Source organism: Methylocapsa palsarum (genome assembly GCF_900114285.1).
GTDB classification, from domain to species: domain Bacteria; phylum Pseudomonadota; class Alphaproteobacteria; order Rhizobiales; family Beijerinckiaceae; genus Methylocapsa; species Methylocapsa palsarum.
Genome location: NZ_FOSN01000015.1, coordinates 18,620 through 33,686, shown reverse-complemented (window position 1 = coordinate 33,686; position 15,067 = coordinate 18,620). Strand labels below are relative to the sequence as shown.

Here is a 15,067-nt window from a genome sequence, read left to right as displayed (position 1 = left end):
AAACCTGGGCGTCCCTGATCGGCGCTCCAACGTCGAGAGGCCAGACGATGACCATCAATCTCAAAGCTCCCGAATTGCGGGAACTGAAGCCCCGCATCATGGTATGCGGCATTGGCGGAGCAGGCGGCAACGCCGTCAACAACATGATCGTGTCGGGTCTGATTGGGGTCGATTTCATCGCCGCCAATACGGACGCGCAGGCGCTCACGGCCTCGAAAGCCGAGCGGATCATCCAGATGGGCCTCCAGGTGACCGAAGGCCTCGGCGCTGGATCGCAGCCTGAAGTTGGACGCGCCGCGGCGGAAGAGGCGATTGAGGAAATCCGCGATCACCTCACGGGCGCTCACATGTGCTTTGTGACGGCCGGCATGGGCGGCGGCACCGGAACCGGCGCCGCTCCGGTGATTGCGCGGGCCGCCCGCGACATGGGAATCCTCACCGTCGGCGTCGTCACCAAACCCTTCCAGTTCGAGGGCGCAAAGCGGATGCGCGTCGCCGAGGCGGGCATCAACGAACTGCAAAAAGCGGTCGACACGCTGATCATCATTCCAAACCAGAATCTGTTCCGGATCGCGACAGAGAAAACCACCTTCGCCGACGCCTTCGCGATGGCCGATCAGGTGCTTTACTCCGGCGTCGCCTGCATCACCGATCTGATGGTGAAGGAAGGCCTCATCAACCTCGATTTCGCCGACGTCCGCGCGATCATGCGGGAAATGGGCAAAGCCATGATGGGCACCGGCGAAGCGTCGGGCGACCGCCGCGCGATCCTCGCCGCGGAAGCGGCGATCGCCAATCCGCTGCTCGACGAAGTGTCGATGAAGGGCGCCCGCGGGCTTTTGATTTCGATCACCGGCGGCAACGACCTCACGCTCTATGAGGTCGACGAAGCGGCGGGCCGCATCCGCCAGGAGGTCGACGAGGACGCCAACATCATTCTCGGCGCGACATTCGATCAAAGCCTCGACGGGATCGTGCGCGTCTCGGTCGTCGCCACCGGCATCGATCATCCCGCCGGCATCTTCGAGATGAACGGCGCCGAAGCCCGCATCACCGAGGTCGCCAACCGGCTGCGCGCGCAGACCTCGGGCCGCCCGATCGAAACGGGTCAGGGCGCTTATTCCAACGCCGCGCCGCAGAGCTACGCGCAGACCCATTCCGAGACGGCCTATGCCGAGACGGCCTATGCAGAGCCACGCACGCCGCAGGCACCCGCGGCGCCGGTTCAGCTTCATAATGGCTCGCAGCAGGGCGTGTACGTCCAGGAGTCCGCGCCCCAATCACATCATTACGCGGAATCGCCGCAGCCCGAGATGCGTCACGACGATCATTTCGAGCGCGGACCGTTCATTCCTGGCGCCGCCGAATCGCCCGTCATCCGGCAGAAGCGGATGCCGCAGATCGACGATTTGCCGCTCCCGGGCCAGAACCAGATTCGCGCGCAACGCGGAGAAATCGCGGCGCAGGCGCATCCCGAAGTCAAGCGCCGCTCTCTCCTCGAAAGGCTGGCGTCCTTCGGCAGCAGCCGCCATGACGACGCGACGCAGGATTATCCGGTTCAGGACCGGCATTCCCAGCAGGACAGGCACGCCCAGCAAGAAAGGCATGCCCAGCAGGAGAGGCCGCAGCAGCAGAGCCGGCATCCGGCGTCCCCGCCTTCGGTTCAGCGTCCGCAGGCGCCCAACGCCGTCCATGCCGAATATGGCAAGCGGCCGCAGCAGCCCTCGGCCCCGCAGCGGCCTTCCCAGCCTCCGGCTGAGTATGGCAGGCCCGCCTATCAGCCGCGCGAAGAGGATCACCTGGAAATCCCCGCGTTCCTGCGCAGGCAGTCAAGCTGAGGCGTTACAGGCGAAACACGGGGACTTGCGGCTTTGCGGCAAGATCCTCGTGACGCTTCCTCCACCTCGCGGGCGTAGGAGATGTCCCCCGACGACAACCATGATGTCGCCGGGGACGGATTACAGCATGTTCCGGTTCGATCTGATCAATCAGGATATGCTCAGGCCTTTGAATCGGGGGCGATTTCTCATCGACCGAAGATTCCATCCGGTCAGGAAAGCGCTCTAACGGGGCGAAGAGAAGTTGCCGGGCCCCTCGAGCCGCCTCGAGTTGGCGCCGAGGCCATGCGTCCCCGCGTGCCGGAATGATCGAAGCGCGCCCTGTCCTGAGCGGAGAGACTCTTGCCGTGGTGGCGATGATGGCGGGCGTGCTGATGCGCATTGGCCGCAGCCGGAGCGACCAGCAGCGCGGCCGCAAGGAAAAGAGCGCCGTTGAACTTCATTTGTTTCTCCACCCCTGAACAAGTACCCGCATTTCAACACATCGCCCCGGCGTTCAGCGTCCGCGCATGCTCAACAGACGCAGAGCGAGCCAGACGGGAATGACCAGCGCGGCCCCGACGAGGATATAGTCCGCGACCTCGCGGATTGCGTCGAACCCAAGTCCCCAGATGCGGTTCACGAGCTGCATTAGGCCGTTGAAAATGTCGGCGGGCCTGATGTCGAGCCACATCAGGAAGGCGCCGACGATCAAGGACGCGAACAGAAGCCGCCAGAACACGGCGCCAGGGGAGCCGCCGAGAAACCGGGTCAGGGCGTCGTCTCCGGGCAAAAGGAGTGGCGCCGATTGCGCTGGCCGGGCTCGCTCGGTCTCTGAGCGCGAGGAAGGTTCTGCTGACCGCAAGGAAGGTTTTTCGACGTGAGGCGTCGGATCGACGCCGTGAGTGAAACTTTTGTCGGAATCCCTGTCGAAACCTTGATCGTCGCTCATGCTCGTCATCCTTCGCTCTCGAGGTCTTCGCTCTCAAGGTCTTCGCTTACAGGTTCCGTTCATCCCGGCGCAACCGCCGCGACCGCTTCACGCCAGTTCGACGGCGAGAGCGGTCGCCTCTCCGCCGCCGATGCACAACGCGGCCATGCCGCGTTTGAGGCCGTATTGACGCAGAGCCGCGATCAGGGTCACGACAATTCTCGCTCCCGACGCGCCGATCGGATGCCCGAGCGCGCAGGCGCCGCCATGAATGTTGACCTTCTCGGGCGGCAGTCCCAGCTCCCGCATCGCCGCCATCGCGACGACCGCGAAAGCCTCGTTGATTTCAAAAAGATCGACGCCGCTCGCGGACCAGCCGGTTTTCGCCATCAGTTTTCGCAAGGCGCCGATGGGAGCGGTCGCGAAGTCTCCCGGCGCCTGCGCATGCGTGGCGTGACCGCAGATTGCCGCCAGCGGCGCGGCGCCACGTCTCTCCGCCTCGGAGCGCCGCATCAGGAGGAGGGCGGCCGCGCCGTCCGAAATCGAACTCGAATTCGCCGCGGTGACCGTTCCGTCCGCGCGGAACGCGGGCTTCAGATGGGGAATTTTGTCCATTTTCGCCTTGAGCGGCTGCTCGTCGTCGCAAACGGTCTGCGTCGATTTGCCGGCAGGGGCCTCGACCGTCGCGATTTCGGCGCGAAAGCTTCCGTCCGAAATCGCTTTTTGCGCCCGCTCCAGCGAGCGGATGGCGAATTCGTCCTGAGCCGCCCTCGTGAACTGGAAGGCGTGCGCGCAATCCTCGGCGAAGGCTCCCATGGGCGAGCGTTCGCCATAGGCGTCCTCAAGTCCGTCGAGGAACATATGATCGATCAGCCTGCCATGGCCCATCCGGTAGCCGGACCGCGCCTTTTCTAGGAGATAGGGAGCCCTGGTCATGCTCTCCATGCCGCCCGCGACGACGATCGCGGCGCTGTCCGCGCGCAGGAGGTCGTGGCCAAGCATGATGGCCTTCATGCCGGAGCCGCACATTTTGTTGATTGTGGTGCAGCCCGCGCCGTCATGAAGTCCGGCCTTGAGGGCGGCCTGACGCGCGGGCGCCTGACCTTGCCCGGCGCTGAGGACGCAGCCCATGATCACTTCGTCGATCTCCGCTCCAGCTATTCCCGAACGTTCAAGGACGGAGCGGATCGAGACGGCGCCGAGGTCGGAGGCCGCAAGCTCTTTGAATTCTCCCTGAAAGCCGCCTATTGGTGTGCGGGCGGCGGCGGCGATCACCACCTGATCCTGTGCGGTCATTTGGAAACCTCATTGCGGGGAGCGTCAGCGTTGCGCCATAAGTCGGAACTATAAATTTAAGCCGGGATGATTTTTTTATCAGTGGCGCGTTCGTTGGCATTACGAGGGAAATTATGGACCGTATTCTCGTGCTCGTTCGTCACGGCCAGAGCGATTGGAATTTCAAGAACCTGTTCACCGGCTGGAAAGATCCCCTCCTGACCGAACTGGGGGTCGAACAGGCGCACGCGGCGGCGAAAAGCCTTAAGGAGCGCGGCATCGGCTTCGACCGCGCCTTCACCTCGACGCTGACCCGCGCGCAGCACACGCTGAAGCTGATCCTCGAGGATTTCGGCGCGCCGGATCTTCCGACGACGGTCAATCTGGCCTTGAACGAGCGCGATTATGGCGATCTTTCCGGCCTCGACAAGGAATACGCCCGTAAAAAATGGGGCGATGAGCAGGTCTATCTCTGGCGGCGATCCTATGACGTGCCGCCGCCCGGCGGCGAGAGCCTGCGGGACACTGTCGCCCGCGTGCTGCCCTATTATCTGCAATCGATCCTGCCGGCGGTGCTTCGCGGCGAACGGGTCGTCGTCGCTGCGCACGGCAATTCGCTGCGCTCGCTGGTCATGGCTCTCGATGGGTTGACGCCGCAAACCGTGCCGGACGTCGAGATCGACACCGGAATTCCGATCATCTACCGGCTCAACGCGGATTCGACCGTGGCGAGCAAGGAGGTGGTGATTCCGCATCTGGCGGAGCCGGAAGCCACCCGCCCGCCGGATTGAACCCTGTCGACATGGAATGAGCGAAGCTTTCGGAGACCGGACAAGGGCCGCGGGCGCTCGAATGTTGCTGGCCCCGGGCCTTGTTTACGCGCCTGGCTTTCTCGACGCGGCGGCGCAGCGGGACATGGCGGCGGACATCGCCTCTGTCGTGGCGCAAGCGCCGTGGTTCGTCCCGCGTATGCCCCGGACGGGACGGGCGTTTTCGGTCAGGATGACCAATTGCGGCGAACTCGGCTGGGTCTCCGATCAGGCCGGAGGCTACCGCTATCAGGTCGCGCACCCGGAGACGGGCAGGCCGTGGCCGCCGATTCCGGCCAGCGTTCTCAAGGTCTGGGATGAACTCAGCGGTCATCCGCGTCCGCCGCAGGCCTGCCTCGTGAATTTTTATGACGGCGCAGCGCGAATGGGCGCGCATCAGGACCGCGACGAGGAGGATTTTTCCGCTCCCGTCGTCTCGATCTCTCTCGGCGATACATGCGTCTTCCGCTATGGCGGCGAGCGCCGCCGCGATCCAAGCAAAAAGCTGGAGCTAGTGTCTGGCGACGTTGTGGTGCTGGGCGGCGCCTCGCGGCTGATTTTTCACGGCGTCGACAAGGTGTTGGGCGGCTCATCTCGACTGGCGCCGGGCGGCGGACGGATCAATCTGACGCTGCGGCGTGTGGGGAGGGCTTAGTGAATGTCGTTACCTTGAGTAATTCTTCAACATGTAAGTATGAGAGCAAAAGCCGAAGCATTTTCCAAGCAATAAATTTAGCATTCTTTGCGTTTCTTATTCACGCTGGCATAGCGTTTAACCGTCTCCTTAACAGGGGAAGGCATCCGCTAACTCAAATAGTAGCACCATTCCAAGCGATTCGTTGCGTAGTGTTGGAGCGCGCTGCACCGCTGTTTGAACGAAATTTATATATTGCTCTGGGCCTAACGCCAAATTGTTCGGTTGGCAAAATAACATCGGACGACTTTCTGATTTTTGTTTCGAATTCGCAAAAATATACCCAGTTCCAATTCCATTTATATATAAAAGCGCTTGAATTCTATTTTTTCCATTAAGCAATTTAATAAATTCAGAAACGGTCATATCCGCACTTGCATGCGAGATAGAAATCATTGAAGTTAATAATAAAATCCCAACTCGACGCTTCACTTGGTAGCTTCCCTTTTTCTAGTCATTATTTGTTTTCAAACGAACAATGCAAACATTTGACGTAATGTGCCAAATATCAGCAATACTAATCCGACATAGCCGAAAAGCTTAAATTTTCGATCTCGCATAACTTCTTTGGGGTCCCGCTGTGCGAGGATACGGATAATGGCTCCGTCGTGGGGAACCCGAAACGGCATTCCCCATCGAAAGAGAATCAAAACACCAATTAGATTTAACGCAAGCCCAAAAAAATTTAGCATTTGGCTTTAATCTATCATCTTCTCGCCTGAGTGCATGGATTTTTCCGGCCTGCGAATGCGGCTGAATAGCATCAGTCCCGTAGAAAGCTCTTGCGGTGTAAATTTAATAGAAATTTCCTCAAACTACTCTGGCGCGTAAGTTCCGCTTTTGGCTCAGCCAAGTGTGCAAACGCGCTGCGAAATATACAATAACCTGACCGCACCCAGCCCTCACCTCCGGCGCGCCATGAAAATCTCTTTGATCCAGATGAACTCCGTCAGCGACAAGGCGGCGAACATCGCCGCCGCCGTCCTCCCCGTCGAACAGGCTTGCGCGAAAACGCGCGGACACGGAACCCGCGCATCGGCGTCTTTTGATACGGCGGCGCGCTACAACAAGGTCGCAGAATGATCCATCCGGCTTTCGCACAGACGCTGGCGCGCTACAATCGCTGGCAGAACCGCAGCCTTTATACGGCGGCGGACGGGCTCTCGGACGTGGAGCGCCGCAAGGATCGGGGCGCGTTTTTCAAGTCGATCTTCGGAACCCTCAACCATATCCTCTGGGCGGACGCCATGTGGATGAGCCGCGTCTCCGACGGGCTTAAGCCGGACCGGAGCCTTTCGCAATCGCCCGAGTTCTGCGCGGACTGGAACGCGTTGAAGCAGGCGCGCGCCGAAGCCGACCAGCGTCTTGTCGCCTGGGCCGACGGCCTCGACGAGGCCTGGCTGGCTGGAGATCTGAGCTGGCGTTCCGGCGCCTTGAACAAAGACCTCGTCAATCCGCGCTGGCTGATCGTGGTTCATATGTTCAACCACCAGACGCATCATCGCGGGCAGGTTCACGCCATGCTCACCGCAGCCGGCGCACGGCCGGAAGACACCGATCTGCCGTTCGCGCCGCCCTCGGCGGGGGTGTTTTTGGAGTCTTGATATTGCGCGCAGCGGCGCCTTTTTTTCCGGAGTGAAGCCTCCCGGCCCGAAATCCATTATGATCCGGCTTTATCCTCCACCCACGGCCCACCATGAAAATCTCTTTGATCCAGATGAATTCCGTCAGCGACAAGGCGGAAAACATTTCCGCCGCCGTCCGCCTCGTCGAGCAGGCTTGTGCGGAGGAGAAGCCCGACTGGATCGGCCTGCCTGAATGTTTCGATTTTCTCGGCGGCGCCCGCACGGACAAGATGGCGGCCGCGGAGAGCCTGCCCGGCGGGCCCGCCTATTGCGCCATGCAGGAGCTGGCGAGACGCCATGGCGTCTTCATCCACGCCGGGTCGATCCTCGAGAAGGTCGAGGGCGAGGACCGTATCCGCAACACCACAATCGTGTTCGACCGGACCGGCGCCGAAATCGCGCGATACCGCAAGATCCACATGTTCGACATCACCGCGCCGGACGGGACGGAATATCGTGAAAGCGCCGCCTTCGCGCCGGGCGGCGAGGTCGTGACCTATTCCTGCGAAGGCCTGACCATCGGCTGCGCGATCTGCTACGATCTTCGTTTCCCGGCCTTGTTTCAGGCGCTCGTGGCCAAAGGCGCGCAGATGATCGTTCTGCCCGCGGCGTTCACCCAGCAGACCGGCGCCGACCATTGGGAGGTGCTGTGCCGGGCGCGCGCGATCGAGACGCAAACCTATTTCGCCGCGCCCGCGCAGACCGGCGTCCATATGGCGGCGGGCGCGCTGCGCCGCACGTATGGCCATTCGCTCGTCGCCGACCCGTGGGGCCATATCATCGCCAAGGCCTCCGACGGAGTCGGAATGGCGTCGGCTCGCATCGACGAAGATCTGGTCAGGAAAGTCCGCGCGCAAATCCCGGTGGCGCGGCACAAGGTCCGGTTCGATACGCCTTCGTTATGACGCGCCTCAATCTGATCCTCGCCGCTGTTGCGCTGGCTTTGATGAGCGCCGCGCCCCTGCGCGCTGAGATGGTCTGGCTTCGCGGCGCGGCGGGCGATCCTGGCTCGCTCGATCCGCACAAGGCGCAGACGCAGATCGAAAGCAATGTGCTGTCCGAGCTTTTTGAGGGCTTGCTCACCCGCAACGCGCGCGGCGAACTGGTTGCGGGCGTCGCCGAAAGCTGGAGTGCCACCGACGATGGCCTCGTGTATGCGTTCAAGTTCAGGCCCGGCGTCAGATGGTCGAACGGAGACAGGGTCACGCCCAACGATTTCGTCTATGCGTTCCGCCGCCTGATGTCGCCTGCGACCGGCGCGCCCTACGCCAATATTCTCTACACGCTGAAGAACGCGGCGCGGGTCAACAAGGGCGAATTGCCTCTCGAGGCCCTGGGCGCGCGCGCGTTGAGCGAAACGTCTCTGGAAATCGCGCTGGAACGGCCAGCGCCTTATTTTCTCGAGCAGCTGACCCATTTCACGGCGATGCCGCTCCACCAGGCGTCCATCGAGGCGTTCGGATCTGATTTCGTGCGGCCCGCGCATCTTGTGACCAACGGCCCGTTCAAGCTGCGGGAGTTCACCCCGAACGAACGCGTCGTGCTCGTCAAGAACCCGCTCTATTACGAGGCCGCGCAGGTGGCCCTCGATCAGGAAATCTTCATTTCACTGGAAGACAGGTCGGCGGCCTTGCTGCGGTTCATGGCGGGCGAGATCCAGTCCTATGACGACGTTCCCGCCGAGCAGCTCGCCTTCGTTCGGAAGATGCTGCCCGATTCGCTGAAGATCACGCCGAGCCTCGGGATTTATTATTACGCCTTCGACACCCGCCATCCGCCTTTCGACGACAAACGGGTCCGGCAGGCCTTGTCGATGGCGATCGACCGCGATTTTCTGGCCGGGCGCATCTGGGGCGGCGCTATGGCCCCGAGCATGAGTTTCGCGCCGCCCGATATTCCGAGCTACGGCGCGCCCGCGCAAGCGCCATGGGCCGCCATGACGCTGTTCGAGCGGGAGGATCAGGCGAAGAAACTGCTCGCCGAGGCGGGCTATGGCGAGGGCGGCAAGAAGCTTGAAATCGAGATCAGGTTCAACAATTCGGAGAACCACCGCGCGACCGCCGTCGCCGTCGCCGCGATGTGGCGCGCGCTTGGCGTCGAGACGCGTCTCGTCGGGACGGACGGCACGAGCTTTTACGCTTTTCTGCGCGAGAAAACCGCTTTCGACGTTGCGCGCTCGAGCTGGCTCGCGGATTTTCCGGATGCGGAAAATTTTCTCTTTCTCGCCGAGACCGCCAACAAGGGCCTCGACGTCCCGAATTTTTCCAGCGCGGCCTATGACGCATTGATGGAGGAGGCCGGCAGGGAGCGCGCGCCGCAAAAGCGGTCGGAGATCCTGCATCGGGCGGAGGCGCTCCTCCTCGAGGAATCGCCTTACGCCGTGCTAATGAGCTACCGGTCAAGCAACCTCGTGTCGCCGAAACTGCGCGGTTGGGAGCCGAACGCCCTCGCCAACCATTATGGGCGTTACATCTCGATCGCGCCAAAGTGACTACCGGTTCTGTCCCGGCACCCAGAGAATATCGCCTTCGCCTTTTCGGTTCACATAGCGCGCGGCGACGAACAGGAAATCGGACAGCCGGTTGACATATTTCAGGGCGGGCTCGCCGACTTTTTCGCCCGGCGTGTTGGCCAGCGCGACCATCAAACGTTCGGCCCGGCGCGTCACGGTGCGGCCAAGATGCAGCGCCGCCGCCGCGGGCGTCCCGCCGGGCAGGACGAACGACAGCAAAGGCGTGAGATCAGAATTCAATTCGTCGATCTTGCGCTCCAGCCGGTCGACCTGGGACTGAACGATGCGAAGCTCGTCCTTTTCCGGCTTTTTGTCCGGTTCGGGCATGCAGAGATCCGCGCCGAGATCGAACAGATCATTTTGGACGCAGAGCAGCATGGCGTCGACCCTTGCGCATTCAGGGTCGACCGCGGTCGAGACGCGGGCGAGCCCGATGGCGCAATTGGCCTCGTCGATGGTGCCGTAGGCTTCGATCCGCAAATCGTTCTTGACCCGGCGTTCGCCAGTGCCGAGCGCCGTCGTCCCGGCGTCGCCCGTTCGCGTATAGATCTTGTTCAAGACCACCATGAAAAGCCTACAATCATGCCTAGAGCCAAAGGCTCGGACGGAACAGCTGGGCGGCTCCCTCCGAGATCCAAAGTCGCTTACTGATAAGATAGAGCGTGATGCCGGTCAAAAAACCGGATTGCACCTTTCGCCCTCACGTTCGGGCCCGAAACCACAAAACGCCCATAATTACGATGATGGCGAAAAGCTGCAAACCAATTCGCCAGCGCATCAGTTTTTGCGAGAGATCCGGACTGCCCCCGCGCAACAAGTTGATCAGGCCGAGCACGAGCACAAGAGCCACGGCGCCGGTCGCTAGCCCGACGAACAAATTGCCGAAATTGGTCATGGGTTTGGCGATCCTCAAGCAGTGCGGGGAAGCCGTCGAGGCGCGCTTGGCGAGCCGGCGCGACGGACTGACGTCAATAATGGCGCAGGAGGCGTTCGAGGTATTCGAGCTCCTCGCGCGGACGAGCGGGATCGCCGAGGCGGCGTCGCAACTCTTCCAGCACGCGATGAACGCGCTGCGCGGCCGGAACGCCGAGAGGATTATAGCGGGCGCCCTGGTTGCGCTCCCCTCCCGAGCGGTTGCGGCCGAGAGGATCGCCGCTTCCTTCCTGGCCGCTTTGGCCGTCCTCGGCCTGGCCCTCTCCCTCGCCCTCATCTTGAGCGGACTCGGAAGGCTCTCCCTCGCCCTGCTTGCGCATGTTTTCCCCGAGCTTTTGCGCGCCCTGCCTTAACGATTCCAATGCCCGACCCTGGGCCTCGACCGCAGTCCCGGCGCCGCGGGAGCCCTGACCCAACGCGCGCTGGGCCTCGCCCATGGCGTCTTGCGCGTCGTTCAGTCCGGGCTCCCCCTGACCCATCTGCTTCAGCTGTTTGTTCAATCGGTCCAGCTTGTCCTGGAGCGCCTGCTGACGCCGGGCGAGCTCCTGCGCATTCGGCGCATTGGGGGGCGTCGCCTCGTTGTCGCCCTCGGAATTGTCGTCGAGGCTGTCCTCCGGATCTTCGAAGGGCAGGCGAGAGGCGCCCATTTCACCGCGCTGGCGCCGCTGTCGCCGCCTTTCGGATTCGCCGCTCTGGTAGGTGTCGTCCCGCAAGTCCTGCTGTTCCTTGCTCATCTGGCCGAGTTCGTCGATCGCGCGGCTTAACTCGCGCGCTCGCGGATCGGACTTGCGCGGCCGCGCCATTCGAAGATTTTCGAGGATGTTTTGCAGCTGTTCGAGCATTTTCTGAGCTTCGGCGGAATCGCCCGCCCGCGCCAGCGCCTGCATCTTGTCGAGCATCGCCTGCAGGTCTTTGGGACTGATCGCGCGGCCGCGGCCTTTCATTTGCGGGGAATCGGGCTCGCCATTTTGTTTCTGCTGCTGGGCGAATTCACGAACGAATTTGTCCATCGCGGCCCGCAGATTTTCGCTGAGTTTCTGGATTTCCTCCGCCGGCGCATCGCGTTGCAGCGCTTCCCGCAATTGCTGTTCGGCGGCGCGCAGATCGCGTTCGGCCTCCGAAAGGTCGCCGTTCTCGATCTGGAGGGCCATCGCCCAAAGATAATCCGCGATCTCGATGAGATCGGCGTCCTTTTTGGCTGAGGCGAGGCGCTGCGAGGCGACCTGCAATCCGAGATAGACGCCGGCGCTGGTGCCGAATGCGTCGGGAGCGATCATGAGGGCGTCCAGCGCGGTCGCGACTCTCGCCTTGTCATCCGGCGAAAGGACGAGATTGCGGCGCTGTTCAACGAGCGCTCGGGCGAGCGGCTTGGCGAAGGGCTTTTCAGGCAGGACGACTTCGATCGGAGGGCTCTTGCCTTCGTTTCCGCCTTCATCGTGCGCCGCCAGCGTCAATTGGACGCGAGCGCCCGCCCAGGGATGTTCCGAAAGGTCGACGATCGTCTGCGCCTCGCCGCCGCCGGCGCCGGCAGGCAGAACGAGCGCCGCCTGCGGAGGATCGACCAGCGAGCGTTTGAACGGTTTTCCGTCCCGGTCCGAGGGATTGGAGAAAACCGCTTCGGCGCTGATCACGCCGTAATCATCGGCCATGCGGTATTTCAGCGTCAGCGAACCACGCGCGTTGGCCGCGGGCTCATCGGTCAGCTCGATCGATGGCGGCTTGTCAGGAACGCCGATGAAATCGAAGGCGACGGCCGGCCCGGCGCCATAGGCGCCAAGTTTCAGGCGGGCGTCCCCGCGCAGGACCAATTGCGTCGCCGGGACGTCCTTCGCTTTCGCGGGAGTCTCCGGATTTTCTTTGGGCGTCTCCAGAGCCCCCTCGACTTCAATGGCGGGCGGTCCTCCGGACCAGCGGATCACGACGATCGAGCCCGTTGGAGCCTCGATCCTTTGCGGGCTGCCGGAGGCGCTGGCGTCGGCGCGCAGGATGATCGGCGTCTTGCCGGTATAGGCGGGAGGATCGATCCAGGCGTCGAGCCGATGTCCGCCGCCGGAAAATCCATCGAGACGCCAATCAAAAGCCGCGGCGAGCCGTGCGTATCGTTCCGGTCCGGCCAAAAAGGCGGTCGCGACAAGTCCGACGATGATAGAGGCGCGCAATGCGTAACGGTCGAGATCGGCGAGACGAGGCGATGGAGCGCCGGTCCGCAAGGCGGCGATGGACCGCTCCGCGCGGCGGCGGTGAAGGTTCCAAAAGGCTCTCGTCGTCGGATCGCCGCCGGCGTTGGCGGGGCGATCTTCCAGTACGGCCGCCGGGCGCAGCGCATGGTCCGACACGCGATCAAGGCGCGCGAGCGCCTCCTTGCGCGAGGGAAAACGGAATTTCAGCGCGGGGAGGAGCGCGGCGAGAACGCCCACGGCCAGGCAGAGCGTTCCGGCCGCGCGCGCCCAATGCGGGACTTCGAACCAGAATCCCGTCCACGAGAGGCAAACGAAGGCTCCGATCACCATCAGAGGCGGCGCCAGCAGACGCCAAAGCCGCTCGAAAAGGAGGATCGCGCGCGCCTGAAGGATAAGCTGCTCAAGTCTGCGGTGCGTCGGCGGCCCGGAGATAGGCGCTTTGGGCGCGGCGCCGGCCGGCGAATTGCTTCTCCCTTTCCGCCAGACGACGGGACGTCGAAACTTGAACAATCTCGTCTCCAGAGGCGGAGGTCAGCTGGAAAGAACCGGCCGCGTCCGCGGGAGCCGGTCGGGCCATGGCCGCACCTGCGCAAAGGTAGCATGATCGCCCCGCGGCGCCAGAGGCGAGGGGCTAATCTCTATCGCAACCAAGCCGGAATTTTGTCGAGGCCGATCAATTCCTCGTATGTCCCGCGCGGGCGCACGACGGCGTAGTCTTCGCCCCGCACCAGAACCTCGGGAACGAGAAGCCGCGCATTATAGGTTCCCGCCTGGACCGCGCCATAGGCTCCGGCCGACATCACCGCAAGGAGATCGCCCTCGAGCGGCTCCGGCATCGCTCGCCCGAGAGCCAGATAGTCCCCCGTCTCGCAAACCGGACCGACGACGTCGGCGACGATCGCGGGACGGCCGGGCGCGGCGCAAACCGGCAGGATCTCGTGATAGGCGTCGTAGAGGGTCGGGCGGATGAGGTCGTTCATGGCCGCATCGACGATCACGAAGGTCTTGGCTTCGCCCTTTTTGACGTAGAGGACGCTGGTCACCAAAATCCCGGCGTTGCCCGCGATGAGCCGGCCGGGTTCGAAGATGAGGCGGCAGCCAAGGCGGCCGAGGCGGGCCTTGACGATTTCGGCGTAGCGTTCGGGATGGTAGCTTTCGGGGTCTTCGCCCTCGCGATAGGGGATGCCGAGCCCTCCGCCGAGATCGATATGGTCGATGGCGTGGCCGTCGGCGCGCAGGCTCTCCACGAACTCGGCCGTGATAGCGAAGGCGTCGTCGAAAGGCCCAAGGTCCGTGATCTGGGAGCCGATGTGCAGATCGACGCCCGTAACCTTGATCCCGGGCAGGCGCGCCGCCTGCCTGAACACGGCCCTGGCCCCGCTGATCGGAACGCCGAACTTGTTTTCCGACTTGCCGGTCGAAATCTTGGCGTGGGTTTTCGCGTCGACGTCCGGATTGACGCGCAGCGCGACGGGCGCGATCCGGCCTTTCGCCGCCGCGACGCTCGACAGGGCGTGGAGTTCGGGCTCCGATTCCACGTTGAAGCAGTGAATTCCCTCGTCGAGGGCGTGGGCCATTTCCGCCTTTGTCTTGCCGACGCCTGAAAACGTGATCGCCGAGCCTGGAACGCCTGCGGCGAGGGCGCGGCGGAACTCGCCCTCGGAAACGACGTCCATGCCCGCGCCGAGCCGGGCGAGGGTCGAGAGCACCGCCTGATTGGAATTGGCCTTGACGGCATAGCAAATGAGACAGTCGACGCCGGCGAAAGCCGCCTTGAAAACCTCGAAATGACGGGTCAGCGTCGCGCTTGAATAGCAATAGAAAGGCGTTCCGACCTCGCGGGCGAGCGCGCGAAGATCGACGTTTTCGGCATGCAGGACGCCGTTCTTGATCTCGAAATGATGCATGGGTTGGGGAAACTTCTGGACTTCTAGAGCAGCGGATCGAGGAGGAACGGCCTTGGCGGGCGCGGGGCCTGAACCGGGACGGGGTTGTCGCCCTTTGGCTGCGGCGGGGTCTGACCAGGCGCCGCTCCCTGCGTGACGACGGCGCCCGCCGCGTTCTCTCCCGGCAGATCGGCGACGCTGCGAGGCGCGGCGTACTGGTCGGGAGCGCCCGACAGCGGCGCGAGCGACGTTGGCGAACCGGGCGGGGGCTCAAGCGGTCCGCGCCGTCCGCAGCCGCCGACCGCCAGAAAAATGGCGGCGGTGAGCGCGAGGCGCAGCGGGCGGGAAAAGCAAGGCAAGAGAGGCAAGAGCGGCTCCAGGAGAACGACTCGCATTATAGCCCAG

16 protein-coding genes are annotated in these 15,067 nt (G+C 63.0%); 8 read left to right on the top strand and 8 right to left on the bottom strand.

Annotated features, from left to right (window positions below; genetic code table 11):
- Positions 1–47 precede the first annotated feature (47 nt).
- Entirely contained in the window at positions 48–1,838 is a 1,791-nt protein-coding gene (ftsZ, locus tag BM177_RS14960) for a cell division protein FtsZ (protein ID WP_091685103.1), read from the top strand.
- 305 nt (positions 1,839–2,143) lie between these two features.
- A complete protein-coding gene (locus BM177_RS20105; protein WP_175492629.1) occupies positions 2,144–2,299 on the top strand; it encodes a hypothetical protein in 156 nt (51 codons plus the stop codon).
- Positions 2,300–2,334: 35 nt separating this feature from the next.
- Here BM177_RS20105 and BM177_RS20730 read toward each other — a convergent pair whose 3' ends face one another.
- Together BM177_RS20730 and BM177_RS14950 are read right to left on the bottom strand one after the other, a co-directional pair.
- Entirely contained in the window at positions 2,335–2,769 is a 435-nt protein-coding gene (locus BM177_RS20730; RefSeq protein WP_244532366.1) for a DUF6460 domain-containing protein, read from the bottom strand.
- An 87-nt stretch (positions 2,770–2,856) separates the two neighbouring features.
- Positions 2,857–4,044 (bottom strand): acetyl-CoA C-acyltransferase, encoded by a 1,188-nt coding sequence (locus BM177_RS14950; RefSeq protein WP_091685101.1) that lies wholly within the window; start codon positions 4,042–4,044, stop codon positions 2,857–2,859.
- Between the two features lie 113 nt (positions 4,045–4,157).
- On the opposite strand from BM177_RS14950, the gene BM177_RS14945 reads away from it, so the two are divergent.
- Entirely contained in the window at positions 4,158–4,814 is a 657-nt protein-coding gene (locus BM177_RS14945) for a 2,3-bisphosphoglycerate-dependent phosphoglycerate mutase (RefSeq protein WP_175492628.1), read from the top strand.
- 61 nt (positions 4,815–4,875) lie between these two features.
- Entirely contained in the window at positions 4,876–5,487 is a 612-nt protein-coding gene (locus BM177_RS14940) for an alpha-ketoglutarate-dependent dioxygenase AlkB family protein (RefSeq protein WP_091685221.1), read from the top strand.
- Between the two features lie 129 nt (positions 5,488–5,616).
- Here BM177_RS14940 and BM177_RS19600 read toward each other — a convergent pair whose 3' ends face one another.
- A complete protein-coding gene (locus tag BM177_RS19600) occupies positions 5,617–5,958 on the bottom strand; it encodes a hypothetical protein (protein WP_139223648.1) in 342 nt (113 codons plus the stop codon).
- A 486-nt stretch (positions 5,959–6,444) separates the two neighbouring features.
- Here BM177_RS19600 and BM177_RS20725 point away from each other — a divergent pair, with 486 nt between their 5' ends.
- The 4 genes from BM177_RS20725 (at position 6,445) to BM177_RS14915 (ending at position 9,642) form a co-directional block, all read left to right on the top strand.
- Positions 6,445–6,609, top strand: a complete 165-nt coding sequence (locus tag BM177_RS20725) for a hypothetical protein (RefSeq protein ID WP_244532365.1) — start codon at positions 6,445–6,447, stop codon at positions 6,607–6,609.
- Positions 6,606–7,130, top strand: coding sequence for a DinB family protein (locus BM177_RS14925; protein WP_091685093.1), 525 nt, complete (start codon positions 6,606–6,608; stop codon positions 7,128–7,130). The genes BM177_RS20725 and BM177_RS14925 overlap by 4 nt, the downstream gene beginning before the upstream one ends.
- Positions 7,131–7,222: 92 nt before the next feature.
- Positions 7,223–8,056: a carbon-nitrogen hydrolase family protein gene (locus BM177_RS14920; protein WP_091685091.1), complete on the top strand. Its 834-nt coding sequence runs from the start codon at positions 7,223–7,225 to the stop codon at positions 8,054–8,056.
- The gene (locus tag BM177_RS14915) at positions 8,053–9,642 is read left to right on the top strand and encodes a peptide ABC transporter substrate-binding protein (protein ID WP_091685089.1); all 1,590 of its coding nucleotides are present in this window, start codon (positions 8,053–8,055) and stop codon (positions 9,640–9,642) included. Before BM177_RS14920 ends, BM177_RS14915 begins: the two co-directional genes overlap by 4 nt.
- On the opposite strand, the gene BM177_RS14910 is transcribed toward BM177_RS14915, so the two are convergent.
- The 5 genes from BM177_RS14910 to lptM form a co-directional block, all read right to left on the bottom strand.
- Positions 9,643–10,230, bottom strand: a complete 588-nt coding sequence (locus BM177_RS14910; protein WP_091685087.1) for a cob(I)yrinic acid a,c-diamide adenosyltransferase — start codon at positions 10,228–10,230, stop codon at positions 9,643–9,645.
- A gap of 133 nt (positions 10,231–10,363) precedes the next feature.
- Positions 10,364–10,558 (bottom strand): twin transmembrane helix small protein, encoded by a 195-nt coding sequence (locus BM177_RS14905; RefSeq protein ID WP_091685085.1) that lies wholly within the window; start codon positions 10,556–10,558, stop codon positions 10,364–10,366.
- 73 nt (positions 10,559–10,631) lie between these two features.
- Entirely contained in the window at positions 10,632–13,286 is a 2,655-nt protein-coding gene (locus BM177_RS14900; protein WP_244532364.1) for a TIGR02302 family protein, read from the bottom strand.
- 128 nt (positions 13,287–13,414) lie between these two features.
- Entirely contained in the window at positions 13,415–14,683 is a 1,269-nt protein-coding gene (gene lysA / locus BM177_RS14895; protein WP_091685083.1) for a diaminopimelate decarboxylase, read from the bottom strand.
- 23 nt (positions 14,684–14,706) lie between these two features.
- Complete coding sequence (gene lptM / locus BM177_RS14890) at positions 14,707–15,030, bottom strand: LPS translocon maturation chaperone LptM (protein WP_139223647.1); 324 nt, start codon at positions 15,028–15,030, stop codon at positions 14,707–14,709.
- Between the last annotated feature and the right edge of the window lie 37 nt (positions 15,031–15,067).

Bases quoted from the DNA above. Each gene is read 5' to 3' on its own strand.
- BM177_RS20730 (WP_244532366.1), bottom strand. From the start codon at position 2,769: ATGAGCGACGATCAAGGTTTCGACAGGGATTCCGACAAAAGTTTCACT.
- BM177_RS14905 (WP_091685085.1), bottom strand. From the start codon at position 10,558: ATGACCAATTTCGGCAATTTGTTCGTCGGGCTAGCGACCGGCGCCGTG.
- BM177_RS14910 (WP_091685087.1), bottom strand. From the start codon at position 10,230: ATGGTGGTCTTGAACAAGATCTATACGCGAACGGGCGACGCCGGGACG.
- BM177_RS14925 (WP_091685093.1), top strand. From the start codon at position 6,606: ATGATCCATCCGGCTTTCGCACAGACGCTGGCGCGCTACAATCGCTGG.
- BM177_RS20725 (WP_244532365.1), top strand. From the start codon at position 6,445: ATGAAAATCTCTTTGATCCAGATGAACTCCGTCAGCGACAAGGCGGCG.
- lysA (WP_091685083.1), bottom strand. From the start codon at position 14,683: ATGCATCATTTCGAGATCAAGAACGGCGTCCTGCATGCCGAAAACGTC.
- BM177_RS20105 (WP_175492629.1), top strand. From the start codon at position 2,144: ATGATCGAAGCGCGCCCTGTCCTGAGCGGAGAGACTCTTGCCGTGGTG.
- BM177_RS14940 (WP_091685221.1), top strand. From the start codon at position 4,876: ATGTTGCTGGCCCCGGGCCTTGTTTACGCGCCTGGCTTTCTCGACGCG.
- BM177_RS14920 (WP_091685091.1), top strand. From the start codon at position 7,223: ATGAAAATCTCTTTGATCCAGATGAATTCCGTCAGCGACAAGGCGGAA.
- BM177_RS14945 (WP_175492628.1), top strand. From the start codon at position 4,158: ATGGACCGTATTCTCGTGCTCGTTCGTCACGGCCAGAGCGATTGGAAT.
- BM177_RS14915 (WP_091685089.1), top strand. From the start codon at position 8,053: ATGACGCGCCTCAATCTGATCCTCGCCGCTGTTGCGCTGGCTTTGATG.
- BM177_RS14950 (WP_091685101.1), bottom strand. From the start codon at position 4,044: ATGACCGCACAGGATCAGGTGGTGATCGCCGCCGCCGCCCGCACACCA.
- ftsZ (WP_091685103.1), top strand. From the start codon at position 48: ATGACCATCAATCTCAAAGCTCCCGAATTGCGGGAACTGAAGCCCCGC.